Origin of the sequence: Thauera phenylacetica B4P (assembly GCF_000310225.1) — a bacterium.
Lineage (GTDB): Bacteria > Pseudomonadota > Gammaproteobacteria > Burkholderiales > Rhodocyclaceae > Thauera > Thauera phenylacetica.
This window is the reverse complement of sequence record NZ_AMXF01000012.1, coordinates 1-15,859: the sequence shown is the minus strand read 5'-3', so window position 1 is coordinate 15,859 and position 15,859 is coordinate 1. Positions and strand designations below refer to the sequence as shown.

At 68.6% G+C, this 15,859-nt stretch carries 14 protein-coding genes and 2 tRNA genes; 5 read left to right on the top strand and 11 right to left on the bottom strand.

All coding sequences use genetic code 11. From position 1 onward, the window contains the following. Positions 1 to 7 precede the first annotated feature (7 nt). Both C667_RS03590 and C667_RS03585 read right to left on the bottom strand, forming a co-directional pair. Entirely contained in the window at positions 8 to 514 is a 507-nt protein-coding gene (locus C667_RS03590) for a TIGR00645 family protein (protein WP_039920720.1), read from the bottom strand. 25 nt (positions 515 to 539) lie between these two features. Further along, positions 540 to 1,277 carry an S-methyl-5'-thioinosine phosphorylase gene (locus C667_RS03585; RefSeq protein ID WP_004357158.1) on the bottom strand — a complete coding sequence of 246 codons (738 nt, stop codon included), beginning with the start codon at positions 1,275 to 1,277 and terminating at the stop codon, positions 540 to 542. Positions 1,278 to 1,398: 121 nt separating this feature from the next. On the opposite strand from C667_RS03585, the gene typA reads away from it, so the two are divergent. Then, positions 1,399 to 3,216, top strand: coding sequence for a translational GTPase TypA (gene typA, locus C667_RS03580; protein ID WP_004357156.1), 1,818 nt, complete (start codon positions 1,399 to 1,401; stop codon positions 3,214 to 3,216). Positions 3,217 to 3,369: 153 nt separating this feature from the next. On the opposite strand, the gene C667_RS03575 is transcribed toward typA, so the two are convergent. Then, on the bottom strand, positions 3,370 to 3,843 hold the full coding sequence (locus tag C667_RS03575; RefSeq protein WP_004357154.1) for a low molecular weight protein-tyrosine-phosphatase: 474 nt from the start codon (positions 3,841 to 3,843) through the stop codon (positions 3,370 to 3,372). 24 nt (positions 3,844 to 3,867) lie between these two features. Next, the gene (gene uvrB / locus C667_RS03570; RefSeq protein WP_004357152.1) at positions 3,868 to 5,955 is read right to left on the bottom strand and encodes an excinuclease ABC subunit UvrB; all 2,088 of its coding nucleotides are present in this window, start codon (positions 5,953 to 5,955) and stop codon (positions 3,868 to 3,870) included. 151 nt (positions 5,956 to 6,106) lie between these two features. Between uvrB and C667_RS03565 the strand changes: the two genes are divergently transcribed. The 3 genes from C667_RS03565 (at position 6,107) to C667_RS03555 (ending at position 7,651) form a co-directional block, all read left to right on the top strand. Continuing rightward, on the top strand, positions 6,107 to 7,315 hold the full coding sequence (locus tag C667_RS03565; RefSeq protein ID WP_004357150.1) for an amino acid aminotransferase: 1,209 nt from the start codon (positions 6,107 to 6,109) through the stop codon (positions 7,313 to 7,315). Positions 7,316 to 7,421: 106 nt separating this feature from the next. Continuing rightward, positions 7,422 to 7,497 (top strand) — tRNA-Asn (locus C667_RS03560). Positions 7,498 to 7,575: 78 nt separating this feature from the next. Continuing rightward, positions 7,576 to 7,651: transfer RNA gene (locus tag C667_RS03555), tRNA-Asn, on the top strand. 414 nt (positions 7,652 to 8,065) lie between these two features. Here the strand turns inward: C667_RS03555 and mnhG are convergent. From mnhG to C667_RS03520, 7 genes are all read right to left on the bottom strand, one after another. Then, positions 8,066 to 8,422 carry a monovalent cation/H(+) antiporter subunit G gene (gene mnhG, locus C667_RS03550; RefSeq protein WP_004357148.1) on the bottom strand — a complete coding sequence of 119 codons (357 nt, stop codon included), beginning with the start codon at positions 8,420 to 8,422 and terminating at the stop codon, positions 8,066 to 8,068. Next, positions 8,419 to 8,703 carry a K+/H+ antiporter subunit F gene (locus C667_RS03545; RefSeq protein ID WP_004357146.1) on the bottom strand — a complete coding sequence of 95 codons (285 nt, stop codon included), beginning with the start codon at positions 8,701 to 8,703 and terminating at the stop codon, positions 8,419 to 8,421. The genes mnhG and C667_RS03545 overlap by 4 nt, the downstream gene beginning before the upstream one ends. Continuing rightward, positions 8,700 to 9,218 carry a Na+/H+ antiporter subunit E gene (locus C667_RS03540; RefSeq protein ID WP_004357144.1) on the bottom strand — a complete coding sequence of 173 codons (519 nt, stop codon included), beginning with the start codon at positions 9,216 to 9,218 and terminating at the stop codon, positions 8,700 to 8,702. Before C667_RS03540 ends, C667_RS03545 begins: the two co-directional genes overlap by 4 nt. Beyond that, on the bottom strand, positions 9,215 to 10,843 hold the full coding sequence (locus C667_RS03535; protein WP_004357142.1) for a monovalent cation/H+ antiporter subunit D: 1,629 nt from the start codon (positions 10,841 to 10,843) through the stop codon (positions 9,215 to 9,217). Before C667_RS03535 ends, C667_RS03540 begins: the two co-directional genes overlap by 4 nt. Beyond that, positions 10,840 to 11,181: a Na+/H+ antiporter subunit C gene (locus C667_RS03530; protein WP_004357139.1), complete on the bottom strand. Its 342-nt coding sequence runs from the start codon at positions 11,179 to 11,181 to the stop codon at positions 10,840 to 10,842. Before C667_RS03530 ends, C667_RS03535 begins: the two co-directional genes overlap by 4 nt. Next, positions 11,181 to 14,090, bottom strand: coding sequence for a monovalent cation/H+ antiporter subunit A (locus C667_RS03525; protein ID WP_004357137.1), 2,910 nt, complete (start codon positions 14,088 to 14,090; stop codon positions 11,181 to 11,183). Before C667_RS03525 ends, C667_RS03530 begins: the two co-directional genes overlap by 1 nt. 110 nt (positions 14,091 to 14,200) lie before the next feature. Beyond that, a complete protein-coding gene (locus tag C667_RS03520) occupies positions 14,201 to 14,773 on the bottom strand; it encodes a lipocalin family protein (protein WP_004357136.1) in 573 nt (190 codons plus the stop codon). Positions 14,774 to 14,993: 220 nt separating this feature from the next. Between C667_RS03520 and C667_RS03515 the strand changes: the two genes are divergently transcribed. Further along, on the top strand, positions 14,994 to 15,608 hold the full coding sequence (locus C667_RS03515) for a DUF2238 domain-containing protein (protein ID WP_004357134.1): 615 nt from the start codon (positions 14,994 to 14,996) through the stop codon (positions 15,606 to 15,608). Positions 15,609 to 15,859 lie beyond the last annotated feature (251 nt).

Genomic DNA, 15,859 nt, shown 5'->3' with positions numbered 1-15,859 from the left:
CCGGCGCTCAGTGGCCCTTGCCCGCCAGGCGGTCCATGGCCGCGTAGAGCAGGCCCGAGAACAGGAAGGTGACGTGGATGCCCACCATCCAGCCGAGCTGGCGATCGGTGAGGTTGTGGGCGTTCATGAAGGCCTTCAGCAGCTCGATCCCGGAGATCGCCACGATCGAGCCGATCAGCTTGAGCTTGAGGTCGGAGAAGCCGATATGTCCCATCCACTCCGGGCGGTCGCGGTGGGTGTGCAGGTCCTCCATCTTGGAGACGAAGTTCTCGTAGCCGCTGAACATGATGATGATCAGCAGGTTCATGATCAGCGCCACGTCGACGAGCGAAAGCACGCCGATGATCAGCTCGCTGCCCGAGGCGCTCCAGATCTGCGCGAACAGCCCGAACAGCTCCTTGCCGAACTTCACCAGCAGCAGCACCATCGCCAGCACCAGGCCGAAATACACCGGCGCCATCAGCCAGCGGCTGGCGAACAGCACGTGCTCGAACCCGCTCTCGATCCGCTTGATCGCGTCGCCCCCCTCGACCGGTCGATCAGACATGGCAGAGGCCCTCCAGCACGGCGCGCACGCGCACCATGGACTCCTGCAGCACCAGCTCGATTTCGTCGAAGTGGATGCCGTGCGCGCTCGACGAGCGCCCGGCGGCGTAGTTCACCACCACGCCGATTGCCGCATAGGGCAGCTCGAGCTCGCGCGCCAGCGCCGCCTCGGGCATGCCGGTCATGCCGACGATGTCACAGCCGTCGCGCTCGAGGCGGTCGATCTCGGCTGCGGTCTCCAGGCGCGGGCCCTGCGTGCTCGCATACACGCCACCATCCACCGCGCTGTCGCCGGCCGCGAGGGTCGCCGCGAGCAGGCGGCCGCGCAGGGCCTCGTCGTAGGGCTCGGTGAAGTCGATGTGGCGCACCGGCGTGCTGCCGCCCTCGAAGAAGGTGCTGTTGCGCCCCCAGGTGTAGTCGATGATCTGGCTCGGCACGATCAGCGTGCCCGGCGCGAGGTCAGCGCGGATGCCGCCCACCGAGGCGACCGAGACGATGCCGGTGGCCTTGGCCTCCTTGAGCGCCCAGATGTTCGCGCGGTAATTGACCAGGTGCGGCGGAATCGTGTGGCCGTATCCATGACGGGCGAGGAAGACGACCGGCTCGTCGCAGACGCGGCCGAAGGCGAGCGCACCGGAGGGCTCGCCGTAGGGCGTGCGCACGACCTCGCGGCGCTCGATCTCCATGTTCGACAGTTGGGTGAGTCCGCTGCCGCCGATGATCGCGAGCATGGTGTAGAGACCTCTGTTGGCTGAGGCGCGCGATTCTAGCACGCCCCCCACAAATCCATGCTGCGCCGCCACAGCACGTGATAGAATCCTCGCCCTTTCAAAGACTTCGCCGCCCTCCTCCATGTCCCGCGCCATTCGCAACATCGCCATCATCGCCCACGTCGACCACGGCAAGACCACCCTCGTCGACCAACTGCTGCGCCAGTCCGGCACCTTCCGCGAAAACCAGCAGGTCGCCGAACGCGTCATGGACTCGGGAGACATCGAGAAGGAACGCGGCATCACGATCCTTTCGAAGAACTGCGCCATCCAGTACGGCGACACCCACATCAACATCGTCGACACCCCGGGCCACGCCGACTTCGGCGGCGAGGTCGAGCGCGTGCTGTCGATGGTGGACAGCGTGCTGCTGCTGGTGGACGCCGTCGAAGGCCCGATGCCGCAGACCCGCTTCGTCACCCGCAAGGCGCTCGCGCTCGGCCTCAAGCCGATCGTCGTCATCAACAAGATCGACCGCCCGGGCGCGCGTCCGGACTGGGTGATCAACCACACCTTCGACCTGTTCGACAAGCTCGGCGCCACCGAGGAGCAGCTCGACTTCCCGGTGATCTACGCCTCGGGCCTGAACGGCTTCGCGGTGATCAACGAGGGCGACGAGCGCACCGACATGCGCCCGCTGTTCGAGGCCATCCTCGAGCACGTGCCCGCGCCCGAAGTCGACGCCGACGGCCCGCTGCAGATCCAGGTGTGCTCGCTCGACTACTCGACCTACATGGGCCAGCTCGGCATCGGCCGCATCAAGCGCGGCCGCGTGCGTCCGAACCAGGAAGTCGTCGTCATGTACGGCGACGAGAACCGCGGCAAGGGCAAGGTCAGCCAGATCCTCACCTTCGAGGGTCTGGAGCGCAAACCCTCCGAGCTTGCCGAGGCTGGCGACATCGTGCTGATCGCGGGTATCCAGCAGGTCAACATCGGCGTCACGCTGTGCGACCCGGAGTGCCTCGACGGCATGAAGCCGATCGCCGTCGACGAGCCCACGCTGACCATGAACTTCATGGTCAACACCTCGCCGCTGGCCGGTCGCGAAGGCAAGTACGTCACCAGCCGCCAGATCCGCGAACGCCTGGAGAAGGAGCTGCTCAAGAACGTCGCCCTGCGCGTGACCTACACCGGCGACTCGGACGTGTTCGAAGTTGCAGGTCGTGGCGAACTGCACCTCACCATCCTGCTCGAGAACATGCGCCGCGAGGGCTACGAACTCGCGGTGGGCCGCCCGCGCGTGGTCTACAAGGAAATCGACGGCGTCAAGTGCGAGCCCTACGAGACGCTCACCGTCGACGTCGAGGAAGATCACCAGGGCGGCGTGATGGAAGAGCTCGGCCGTCGCCGCGGCGAACTCCAGGACATGCAGCCGGACGGCAAGGGGCGCGTGCGCCTCGAGTACCGCATCCCGGCCCGCGGCCTGATCGGCTTCCAGGGCGAGTTCCTCACCATGACGCGCGGCACCGGCCTCGCCAGCCACGTCTTCGACGACTACGGCCCCATGGCCGGCCCGATGGCCGAGCGCCGCAACGGCGTGCTGATCTCGCAGAACGACGGCGAGGCGGTGGCCTATGCCTTGTGGAACCTGCAGGATCGCGGCCGCATGTTCGTCAGCCCGGGCGAGGCGCTGTACGAAGGCATGATCATCGGCATCCACACCCGCGACAACGACCTCGTGGTGAACCCGATCAAGGGCAAGCAGCTCACCAACGTGCGCGCCTCCGGCACCGACGAGGCCGTGCGCCTGATCACACCGATCGCGCTCACGCTGGAATCCGCGATCGAGTTCATCGCCGACGACGAGCTGGTCGAGATCACGCCCAAGAACATCCGCCTGCGCAAGCGTCACCTCAAGGAAACCGACCGCAAGCGCGCCGCCAAGGCTGCCGAGGCCTGAGCACCGGCGACGGGAGATCGGGCGGGACTCTCGTCGCTGCCGCCGCTTCGCCCCGCCAGTCGCGCGGGGCAGCGACGCCCCTGCGGCAACGCGCGACACTGCGAGCGCTCGCTCATCTCCCGCCCGGATGGGCCCGCGCCGCCCCCCTCCGGCTCACTCCTCCCGCCGCACGCGCTCCACGATGCCGCGCGCCCCTTCCTCACACATGTCGAGCACCAGGTCGAAGCCCTTCGGTCCGCCGTAATAGGGGTCGGGCACCTCTTCGCCGTGACGTTCCGCCCCCGTGAAGGGCAGGAAGAGCTGCAGCTTGGGCCGATACACCTCGGGGCAGTGGCGCTGCATGTGCTCGAGATGCCCGCGGTCCATCGCCAGCAGCAGGTCGAACTCCTGGAAATCCCGCAGCTCCAGCTTGCGCGCGCGTAGCGCCGACAGGTCGTAGCCGCGCAGCCTGGCCGCCTTCTGCGTGCGCGGATCGGGCGCCTCGCCGACGTGGTAGCCCTGTGTGCCGGCCGAGTCGAGCAGCACCTGCGCGCCGAGCCCGCCGGTCTCGACAAAGTGACGCGCTACCGCCTCCGCGGTCGGCGAGCGGCAGATGTTCCCTGTGCATACGAACAGGATCCTCTTCATCCCCTCCCCTCCTCTTATTGTTGTTTACACGCTGCCGTGCTGGTCGGCGCCGAAGGCGCGCTCGCGCAACTTGAAGAGCTCGTCGCGCGCCGCCGCGGCCTTCTCGAACTCGAGGTTGCGGGCGTGCTCCTGCATCTCCTTTTCCAGGCGCTTGATCGCCCGCGCCAGCGCCTTCTCGTCCATCGCCGCGTAGTCCTTGCCCTTCTCCGCCACGCGTGCGGCGTCGCGCTTGGCGCCATCCGAATCATAGACCCCGTCGATGATGTCCTTGATCCGTTTCGTGACCGACTTCGGCACGATGCCGTTGGCCTCGTTGAAGGCGATCTGCTTGTCGCGGCGGCGCTCGGTCTCGCCGATCGCCGCCTTCATCGAGTCGGTGATGCGGTCGGCGTAGAGGATGGCGGTACCGTGCAGGTGGCGCGCAGCGCGGCCGATGGTCTGGATCAGCGAACGCTCGGAGCGCAGGAAGCCCTCCTTGTCCGCGTCCAGGATCGTCACCAGCGACACCTCGGGAATGTCCAGTCCCTCGCGCAGCAGGTTGATGCCCACCAGCACGTCGAACTCGCCCAGGCGCAGGTCGCGGATGATCTCCACGCGCTCCACGGTGTCGATGTCCGAGTGCAGGTAGCGTACGCGGATGCCGTTGTCGGCAAGGTAGTCGGTGAGGTCCTCGGCCATGCGTTTGGTGAGCACGGTGACCAGCACGCGCTCGTTCACCGCCAGGCGCTTCTTGATCTCGCCGAGCAGGTCGTCCACCTGGGTCATCGCCGGACGCACCTCGACCATCGGGTCGATCAGGCCGGTCGGGCGCACCACCTGCTCCACCACCTGGCCCTGGTGCTCTTCCTCGTACTTCGCCGGCGTGGCGGAGACGAAGACGGTCTGCGGCATCAGGCGCTCGAACTCGTCGAACTTGAGCGGCCGGTTGTCCAGCGCCGAGGGCAGGCGAAAGCCATAGCCGACCAGGTTCTCCTTGCGCGAGCGGTCGCCCTTGTACATGCCGCCGACCTGGCCGATGGCGACGTGCGACTCGTCGATGAACAGCAGCGCGTCCTGCGGCAGGTAGTCGATCAGCGTCGGCGGCGGCTCGCCCGGGCCGCGGCCCGACAGATGCCGCGAGTAGTTCTCGATGCCCTTGCAGAAGCCCATCTCGTTCAGCATCTCAAGGTCGAAGCGGGTGCGCTGCTCGATGCGCTGCGCCTCCACCAGCTTGCCCTCGCGCTGGAAGGTCGCGATGCGCTCCTTCAACTCCTCCTTGATCGCCTCGATCGCCTGCAGCACGGTGGCGCGCGGGGTCACGTAGTGGCTGGACGGATACACGGTGAAGCGCGCCAGCTTGTGCTTGAGGTGACCGGTGAGCGGATCGAACAGGGTCAGGTGCTCGATCTCGTCGTCGAACATCTCGATGCGCACCGCGAGCTCGGCGTTCTCCGCCGGGAAGACGTCGATCACGTCGCCGCGCACGCGGAAGGTGCCGCGGCGGAAGTCGATGTCGGCGCGGGTGTATTGCATCGCCACCAGGCGCTGGATGAGGTCGCGGTGCGCGATGCGCTCGCCCTCGCGCAGGTGCAGGATCATGGCGTGGTAGTCGACCGGGTCGCCGATGCCGTAGATGCAAGACACCGTGGCCACGATCACCACGTCGCGGCGCTCCATCAGGCTCTTGGTCGCCGACAGCCGCATCTGCTCGATGTGCTCGTTGATCGACGAGTCCTTCTCGATGAAGAGGTCGCGCGAGGGCACGTAGGCCTCGGGCTGGTAGTAGTCGTAGTAGCTGACGAAGTACTCGACCGCGTTCTCGGGCAGGAACTCCTTGAACTCGGCGTAGAGCTGCGCCGCCAGCGTCTTGTTGGGCGCCAGCACCAGCGCCGGGCGGCCCATGCGGGCGATGACGTTGGCCATCGTGTAGGTCTTGCCCGAGCCGGTCACGCCGAGGAGCGTCTGGTACATCAGGCCGTCTTCCACCCCCTCGCACAGCAGGCGGATCGCCTCGGGCTGGTCGCCGGCGGGAGGAAAGGGCTGGTGCAGGCGAAAGGGGCTGCCCTCGAAGGAGAGCACCGTCGCGCTTTGCTGCGGTGCATCGTTTCCGGCGCTATTGCCTTGACTCGTCATGCTAAAATTCCTGCTCCATTCCGGTGCATCGCCGCATGGTGAGACCGGACGAAAACGCCGATTATTTCCCAAATCGCGTGACAAGGCACGGCGCAAGTCCGTTCCCGCCACGCGTCATTCTTGCTGCCCTACCGGAACAACTGGAGTCCTCATGTCCGCTTCGATCTTCGCCGCCGTCGAGATGGCGCCCCGTGACCCGATCCTTGGCCTGAACGAGGCCTTCGCCGCCGACACCCGTGCCGAGAAGGTGAACCTCGGCGTCGGCGTGTACTACGACGACAACGGCAAGATCCCGCTGCTGGCCGCCGTGCGCACCGCCGAGAAGGCCCGCCTCGAGGCCATGCCGCCGCGCGGCTACCAGCCGATCGAAGGCCCGGCCGCCTACAACAACGCGGTGCAGGGCCTGCTCTTCGGCAAGGACTCGCAGCTCGCCACCAGCGGCCAGACCGTCACCATCGAGGCCCTCGGCGGCACCGGCGCGCTCAAGGTCGGCGCCGACTACCTCAAGCGCCTGCTGCCCGGCGCCACCGTGTACATCTCCGACCCGAGCTGGGAGAACCACCGTGCGCTGTTCGAGTCCGCCGGCTTCCCGGTCGAGAACTACCCCTACTACGACGCCGCCACCCGCGGCGTGAACTTCGCCGGCATGAAGGCCAAGCTCGACAGCCTGCAGCCCGGCTCGATCATCGTGCTGCACGCCTGCTGCCACAACCCGACCGGCGCCGACCTGTCCGATTCGCAGTGGGACGACGTGGTCGCCGTGTGCCGCGAGCGCAGCCTCATCCCCTTCCTCGACATGGCCTACCAGGGCTTCGCCGACGGCATCGAGCCCGACGCCGTCGCCGTGCGCGCCTTCTCGGCCAGCGGCCTGCAGTTCTTCGTGTCGAGCTCGTTCTCGAAGAGCTTCTCGCTCTACGGCGAGCGCGTCGGCGCGCTGTCCATCGTCACCGCCAGCAAGGAAGAAGCCGGCCGCGTGCTGTCGCAGGTCAAGCGCGTGATCCGCACCAACTACTCCAACCCGCCGATCCATGGCGGCGCCATCGTCGCCGCGGTGCTGTCCTCGCCCGAATTGCGCCAGATGTGGGAAGACGAGCTCGGCGGTATGCGCGAGCGCATCCGCGCCATGCGCACCGGCCTGGTCGAGCAGCTCAAGGCCGCCGGCGTGGCGCAGGACTTCTCCTTCGTGATCAAGCAGCGCGGCATGTTCTCCTACACCGGGCTGACCGCCGCCCAGGTCGAGCAGCTGAAGGCCGACTTCGGCATCTACGCCGTGTCGACCGGCCGCATCTGCCTGGCCGCGCTCAACTCGAAGAACATCGGCTACGTCGCCAAGGCGATCGCGCAGGTGGTCAAGGGCTAAGCTCGGGGGCCGAGCCTCAACGCGTCGGGGCGAGGGGGGGGGCGCTAAAATTTGCCGCCTTTGCCTTGACGCAAGCGCGTTCTCTGCCTAGAATGCGCGCCTCTGTTCCCCGATAGCTCAGTCGGTAGAGCGCCGGACTGTTAATCCGTAGGTCCCTGGTTCGAGCCCAGGTCGGGGAGCCAAGTTTCAGAACTTGGTGTTTCTCCAAGGAACAGCAAGTTGCAGCGGGTGCTTCGTAGCGAAGCTGCAAAAAGAGTAATTCCTCGATAGCTCAGTCGGTAGAGCGCCGGACTGTTAATCCGTAGGTCCCTGGTTCGAGCCCAGGTCGGGGAGCCAGCATCACCAAGCAAAAAAGCCAATCCTCCGGGGTTGGCTTTTTTATTGGCTGATCCCCGGGGAGGCAAAACTGAGGGCCCCTGCTCGTCGAGCAACCGGATCGCGCACAGGCCGCGCTGCTGCGCGTATGGCTCAATCGACATCTACTGCCGGCCTTTGCCGGCCGAATCCTTGCTGTCGATACCGCAGTCGCGCGTCGCTGCGCGAAGCTGCACGTTCCTGATGTGCGTGCAGAGCACGATGCCCTCATCGCGGCAACCGCGTCCGCTCATGGCCTGACGGTGGCCACGCGAAGCGTCGGTGACTTAGAGACGACGAACGCGGGCTTGTTGAACCCTTGGGCGTAACGGATCCGGTTGAAACGGGGTCGGTTAACCTTCGATCTCGACTTGCTCGCCTCGGCGCCCCGCGCGCTCACGAGTTCCCCGCGTCGTTCCCCGGATCCATGTCGCGCGCGGCACGCAGGTCGCGATACACCGCGGCGCGCATGATCAGCATCGACACCACCGGCGCGGTCATCAGCACGAAGACGCTGATCAGCAGCTCGTGGATCACCAGGCGCGACTGCGCCACCGTGAAGTACAGCATCGACGCGACCAGGATGCAGCCGGCGCCGAGCGCGATCGTGATCGCGGGGCCGTGGATGCGCTGGTAGAAGCTCTGCAGGCGCGCCAGGCCGATCGTGCCGACCAGGGTGATCAGCCCGCCGAGCACCAGCAGCAAGGCCACCGGGATCGCCGCCCACCACGGCAGGGATTCGGCGCCGCTCATTCGATCACCTCCCCGCGCATCAGGAACTTGGCGAGCGCGATCGTGGAAACGAAGCCGAGCAGCGCGATGATCAGCGCCGCCTCGAAGTAGATCTGGCTGCCGTGGCGGATGCCCAGCAACAGCGCCAGCACCATCACGCACATCCACAGCGTGTCGAGCGCCAGCACGCGGTCCTGCGCCGAGGGCCCGACCATCAGCCGCAGCGTGCACAGCAGCATGGCCAGCACCACGCAGGCCAGCGCGAAAAAGCTCGCTGCCGAGAGCAGCGTCGCGGTCGTCATGTCCGGCTTCCTCCGGGTTCGGGCGTCTCGAACACCTCGATGATCGGCTGTTCGTAACGCGTCTTGATGGTATGCACCCACCACGCCTCGTCGTGCAGGTCGAAGACGTGCAGCAGCAGCTCGTGGCGCTCGGGCAGGATCTCCACCCACACCGTGCCCGGCGTCGAGTTGATCAGGCAGGACAGCAGGGCCAGGCCGTGCGGGCTCTTCAGCTCGAGCGGCACGCGGATGAACTGCGAGTTCACGTCCGCCGAGCGCCGCAGCAGGATGATCTGGGTGACGTTGAAGCAGGAGCGGACGATCTCGACCGCCGCCATCCACAACAGCCGGAAAAGCGCCAGCGGGCGCCGGATGCGGGCGTGGCCGTGCGGCTGCAGCGGCCGCGACAGCAGCGGCGCGAGCACGCCGAGCACGCCGCCGAGCAGCCAGTGGGCGGGCTCCAGCGTCTGGTTGAGCATCAGCCACATCAGCAGCAGGCTCGCCGACAGCAGCGGCGAAGGCAGCCAGCGTCTCATCGCGCCCCCTCCTCCGCGCCCGGCGCGCGCAGCACCGGGGGCTCGCCGAGCACACGCGCGGCGTAGTCGCCGCTGCGCAGCAGGCCCGCGGTGGTGCGCCCGAGGTAGTCGAACACCGTGCCCGCCTGCACCGTCAGCAGCACGCACAGCAGCACCAGCGCGCCCACCGGCGCAGCCTCGGAGAACTGCAGCCGCGGCGGCGTCACCGCGCCCGCGGCCCAGAAGGTGCGCACGCCCAGGCGCATCAGCGCGATGATTGCGGCCAGCCCGGCGAGGATCATCAGCCCGATCAGCATCCAGGTGGTCGCCGGCACCGCCTCGGGTGCGGCCGCGAGCAGGGCGTGGAAGAGGCTGAACTTGGCGACGAAGCCCGACAGCGGCGGCATGCCGGCGATCACCAGCGCGCACGCGGCGAAGCTCAGGCCGAGGAAGGCGAGCGTGCCGGGGATGCCGACGCCCACCGGGTCCTCCGGCTTGTCCTCGATCGCGAAGGCCTCCATGGTGATCGCGATCAGCGCGGCGCCCGGCGGGCGGATGCGCTCGGTGAGCTCGATCAGCAGCATGAAGGCCGCCATCGCCAGCGTGGAGCCGAGCAGGTAGTAGAGGCCCGAGGCCAGCACCGCGCCGCCCGCCTGCCCGACCACTGCCAGCAGCGTCCCCGAGGACACGATCGCGCCGTAGCCCGCCATGCGCCCGCCGTCCTGGCTGGCGAGCATGCCGATGGCGCCGAACAGCAGGGTCGCCATGCCGCCCAGGGTCAGCGCGGTGAAGCCGAAGCCCTCCGCGGCGCCCGCGCCCTCGCCGAACACCGCCAGCCACACCCGCAGCACCGCATACACGCCCACCTTGGTCATCAGCACCAGCATCGCCCCCACCGGCGCCGAGGCCGAGGCGTAGGTCGTGGGCAGCCAGAAGCCGAGCGGCCACATCGCGCCCTTGGTCAGGAAGGCGAGCGCCAGCACCGTCGCGCCGATCTGCAGCAGCCAGGCGTCCTGCGCGCCGAGCAGGGCCACCCGCGCGCCGAGGTCGGCGATGTTGAGCGTGCCGGAGGCGGCATAGATCAGCGACACCCCGATCAGGAACAGCAGCGAGGCCACCAGGTTCACCGCGATGTACTGCATGCCGGCCTGGATGCGGCGCAGGTTGTAGCCGTGCAGCACGAGGCCGTAGGACGCGGCCAGCATGACCTCGAAGAACACGAAGAGGTTGAACAGGTCGTTGGTCAGGAAGGCGCCGTTGAGCCCCATCAGCAGGAACTGGAAGAGCGGGTGGAAGCCCACCCCGACGCGGTCCCAGCGCCGCGCCGAGAACACCAGCACGGCGAGCGCGATGGTCGCGGCGAGCACCAGCATCAGCGCGGAGAGGCGGTCGGCGACCAGGGCGATGCCGAAGGGCGCCGCCCAGTTGGCGGCCAGATACACGCCGATACCGCCCGGCCAATGCCCGCTGTCGGCCAGCACCAGCAGCGCGACCGCGACCGCCCACAGCAGCACCCCGCTGGAGAGGCCGAGGGCGAACTTGAGGCCGTGGCGCGCCTGGTTGATCGGGATCATCAACGCGCCCACGACCAGCGGCAGCAGCACGGGCACGATGATCAGGTGGTTCAGCCAAGGCAGCGAAGTCATTCGCGCGGCTCCTCACCGTCGACGTGGTCGCTGCCCGACAGCCCGCGCGCGCCGATCATGATCACCAGGTAGAGCGCGGTGGTGGCGAAGCCGATCACGATCGCGGTCAGCACCAGCCCCTGCGGCAGCGGGTCGGCGAACTGCGCCGGATCGATGGCGGGCGTGGGCGTGATCGGCGGCTTGTCCACCCACAGCCGGCCCATCGCGAAGATGAACAGGTTGACCGCGTAGGACATCAGCAGCAGCCCGGTGATGAGCTGGAAGGTACGCGGGCGCAGGATCAGCCAGACGCCTGCGCCGAACACCACCCCGACGGAAATGGCCAGCACGAGCTCCATCAGAGCCTCCTCCCCTCGGCGCCGCCCTGCCCGTCCGCCGGCGCGTCCTCGCCTGGGTGGCGGTGTGCGCGCAGCGACTGGTGCGCGAGCGCGACCAGCATCAGCATCGTCGTCCCCACCACGACCGCGAACACCCCGAGGTCGAAGACGAAGGCGCTCGGCAGGTGCAGCTCGCCCACCAGCGGCCAATGAACGTGGGCGGTGTGGGTGGTGAGGAAGGGGTGCTCGAACCACCACGCCCCCAGGCCGGTGACGCAGGCCAGCAGCAGGCCGAAGCCCAGCCAGCGGTGCGGGCGCAGGCTCAGGTGGCTCTCCACCCACACCGTGCCGGCCAGCATGTACTGCACCAGGATCGCCACCGCGAAGATCAGCCCGGCGACGAAGCCCCCGCCCGGCAGGTTGTGCCCGCGCATGAAGAAATACACCGCGATCACCCCCATGAAGGGCAGCAGCAGGCGCAGGTAGATGCCCGGCACCAGCAGGTAGCCGCGATCGGCCTGCTCGGCGGGGTTCTGCCGGCTCGCGGGGTCGCCCTCGAAGCGCTGCTGCGGCGGGATGCCGGCGCTCTCGGGCGCAGGGCGGAAGCGGCGCAGCAGGGCATACACCGTGAGCGCGACGATGGCGAGTACGGTGATCTCGCCCAGGGTGTCGAAGTTGCGGAAGTCCACCAGCAGCACGTTCACCACGTTGCTGCCCCCGCCGCCGCTCAGGGCGTTGAGCAGGAAGAAGTCGGCGATCGTGTCCGAGGCCGGGTGCACCAGCACCGCATACGTCAGCGCCGCCAGCGCGAGGCCGCCACCGACTGCGAGCGCGAGGTCGCGTCCGCGCCGCGTCCACACGCGCCAGGCCGGTTGCGTCGAGCCGGTGATCGACTCGATCCGTGGCGGCAGCCAGCGCAGGCCGAGCAGGATCAGCACCGTGGTCACCGTCTCCACCATCAGCTGGGTCAGCGCCAGGTCGGGTGCCGACAGCCACAGGAAGGTCGCCGCGGTGACGATGCCGGTGCCACCGACGAGCGCGAGCGCGGCGAGGCGGTGGTACTTCGCCATCCACGCCCCGGCCAGCGCGCAGCCGGCACCGATCAGCCACATGCCGGCGAAGAGCGGGTCGAAGCCCTGCAGCGGGATCGCCGTCCACGCCGGCGGCACGCCCGCGAGCAGGGGCGGGACGAGCAGCAGCGCCACCATCATGAGCATCAGCTGCGGCTGCAGCCGGCGCGTGCCGACGCGGCGCAGCAGCCACTCCGCGCCGCGGGTGAGCTGCAGCATCGTGGTCTCGTAGGCCTGCGCGCCGTTCAGGCGGTGGATCAGCGGCACGCGCTCGCGCTGCGCCAGGTCGAAGTGGCGGCGCAGCACCACGTAGAGCGCCACGCCGCCCACAAGCGCGCACACGCTCATCAGCAGCGGCAGGTTGAGGCCGTGCCACACCGCCAGGTCGTAGACCGGCGCCGCCTCGCCCAGGGTGGCGACCACCGCGAGGTGGAGCAGCGGCTCGATGCTCACCCCGGGCGCAACCCCCACCACCAGGCAGGCGAGCACCAGCAGCTCGACCGGGAAGCGCATCCAGCGCGGCGGCTCGTGCGGGTCGCGCGGCAGGCCCTGCGCGGGCGCGCCGAAGAACACCGAGATGAAGCGCAGCGAGTAGGCCACGCTGAACATGCCCATCGCCACCGCGGCGTACGACATCCACCAGTTGAGGTCACCGCCGACCTGCAGCGTCTCGGCGAAGAACATCTCCTTGGACAGGAAGCCGTTCAGCAGCGGCACCCCCGCCATCGCCGCGCTGGCGACGATGGCCAGCGTGGCGGTGATCGGCAGCTTGTGGCGCAGGCCGCGCAGCACGCGCAGGTCGCGGGTGCCGGTCTCGTGGTCGATGATGCCCGCGGCCATGAACAGCGAGGCCTTGAAGGTAGCGTGGTTGAGGATGTGGAAGATCGCCGCGACGATCGCCAGCGGCGTGCCGATGCCGATCAGCACGGTGATGAGGCCGAGGTGGCTGATCGTCGAGTAGGCCAGCAGGCCCTTGAGGTCGTGCTGGAAGATGGCCACGAAGGCGCCGATCAGCAGGGTGCACACCCCCGCGCCGCCGATGATCCAGGTCCACTCCGGCGTCCCCGCGAGCGCCGGCCACAGGCGCACCAGCAGGAACACCCCCGCCTTCACCATGGTGGCCGAGTGCAGGTAGGACGACACCGGCGTAGGCGCCGCCATCGCGTGCGGCAGCCAGAAGTGGAAGGGAAACTGCGCGCTCTTGGTGAGCGCGCCGAGCGCGATCAGCACCAGCGCGGGCAGGTAGAGCTCGTGGCCGCGGATGAGGTCTCCGGCGGCGAGCACCACGTCGAGGTCATAGCTGCCGACGATGTGCCCGAGCACCAGCACCCCGGCCATCAGGCACAGGCCGCCGGTGGCGGTCACCGTGAACGCCATGCGCGCGCCGCGGCGGGCGTCGGCGCGGTGGTGCCAGTAGCCGATGAGCAGGAAGGAGGTGAGGCTGGTGAGTTCCCAGAACACCACCAGCTGCACCAGGTTGCCCGACAGCACCACGCCCAGCATCGAGCCCATGAAGGCAAGCAGGAAGGCGAAGAAGCGCGGCACCGGGTCTTCGGGCGACATGTAGTAGCGCGCGTACAGCACCACCAGCAGCCCGATCGCCAGCACCAGCACGGTGAACACCCAGGCCAGGCCGTCGACCCGCAGCACGAAGTCCAGGCCCTTCGCCGGAAGCCAGGCGAACTCCGCACGCACGACCTCGCCTGCGGCGACCTGCGGGAACAGCGCCGCCGCGATCGCCAGCCCGCCCACCGCCACCCCGATCGCCAGCCAGGACTCGCGGTTGCGCGCGTCCTGCGGCATGAGCGCGGCGAGCACGCTGCCGAGGAAGGGGAGCAGGACGAGCGAGGCGAGCAACATCGATGGCGGATCGGGGCGGAAAGGCTTTCAGGGACGGGGTGGGCGGCCGGGAAGACGTACGGCGGCACGGCGACACCCTGCCGAGGTTACCACAGCAAATTTGGTGCCAGTCACCCGCCGCCGCCCTGCTCCCCGCGCACCAGCCGGTCGACATCGAAGCCGCGCGCCGCGAGGCGCTCGAGCAGTTCGGAGTAGGCACGCGCATCGACCGTCGGCGTGCGCGACAGGATCCACAGGTACTCGCGGCTCGGCTCGCCGACCGCCACCAGGCGATAGTCGGGGTCGAGGTCGAGCACCCAGTAGTCGCCCCACACCATGGGCAGAAAAGACAGCCACGCTGGGGCGAAGCGCACCTCCAGCCGCGGCGAGTCCGCCGCACCGAGCTGCCGCGCAAGGCCCACCGCCTCCGCGACCTTGCCGTCGGCCTCGCGGCAGCGGTTCACCACGCGCACCTCGCCGCTCTCGAGCAGGCTGTAGTCGGCGCGCGAATCCCCCGTGCACTTCTTCTGGAACCAGTTCGGATAGCGCGCGATCTCGTACCAGGTGCCCATGTAGCGCGGCACATCGAGCGCGGCGATCGGCTCCACGGGCGCGGGCGAGGCGTCGGCCGCGGCTGCGGGGCCGACCTGCGCAAAGAGCGCCGCCAGGAGACAGGCGGCCAGCGTGATGGGGCGGTATTTCATCGGAGATCCTGCGCGTGAATAGGGCTGATACGACTTTCCGTGGGGCGTGAAGTTTCGCTTGCCCTGCACCGCCGCTGCACCGGAACAGGCGGGCCATGCTGGCGAGGAAGTTCGCAAGGGCTCAGGATAACGCGCCAAGGCGATCGCCCGCGGCATCATCCCCAAGGGTCCGCACGGCCTCGTACCAACGCCAGCCCCACGTCGGCCCCCGGGAGCCCCCATGAACCTGCGCCTCGCCCTGCTGATCCTCGTCCTCGCCGCCCTCCTCGCCTCGGGCATCGCCCCCTACGACCGCGACGTGTGGTGGGCCGAGGTGGCCCCGGTGCTGATCGCGCTGCCCATCCTGCTCGCGAGCGCGCGGCGCTTCCCGCTCACCCCGCTCACGTATGGCCTGATCGCGTTCTTCTCGCTGATCCTGATCCTCGGCGGCGCCTACACCTACGCACGGGTGCCGGTCGGCTTCGTGGTGCAGGACTGGTTCGAGCTCGCGCGCAACCCTTACGACCGCTTCGGCCACTTCTTCCAGGGCGTCACCCCGGCCATCCTCGGTCGTGAGCTGTTGCTGCGCACCTCGCCGCTGCGCCCGGGAAAATGGCTGTTCGCCCTACTCACCCTGAGCTGCACCGGCATCAGCGCGCTTTACGAGCTGGTCGAATGGGCCTCCGCGGTGCTCTGGGGAGGCGGCGCGGTGGAGTTCCTCGGCACCCAGGGCGACCCGTGGGACGCACAGGCCGACATGCTGATGGCGCTGCTCGGGGCGATAATCGCGCAGCTTGCCCTGGGACGACTGCACGACCGCCAGCTCGAACGACTGGCCGCGCAGCCCTCCACCTGAACGGACGCATCCGGCCGATCTTCATATCGGCCGTCCGTCTCGGCGACTCGCGTCGCCAAGCCCCGCCGGGCCCGCGCGCCCGGCTCATCAAGCCCCGGCGGCATCCCGCACCGGGGCGGCTCAGCTATCGGGAGACTCCATGACCCAGCCATCCTCCAATCCACGCCGGCGCTTCCTCGCCGCGGCCGGCGGGCTCGCCACCGCAGCGGTCGCCGGCCACGCCCTGGCGCAATCCGCGCCGCCCGCCGCCA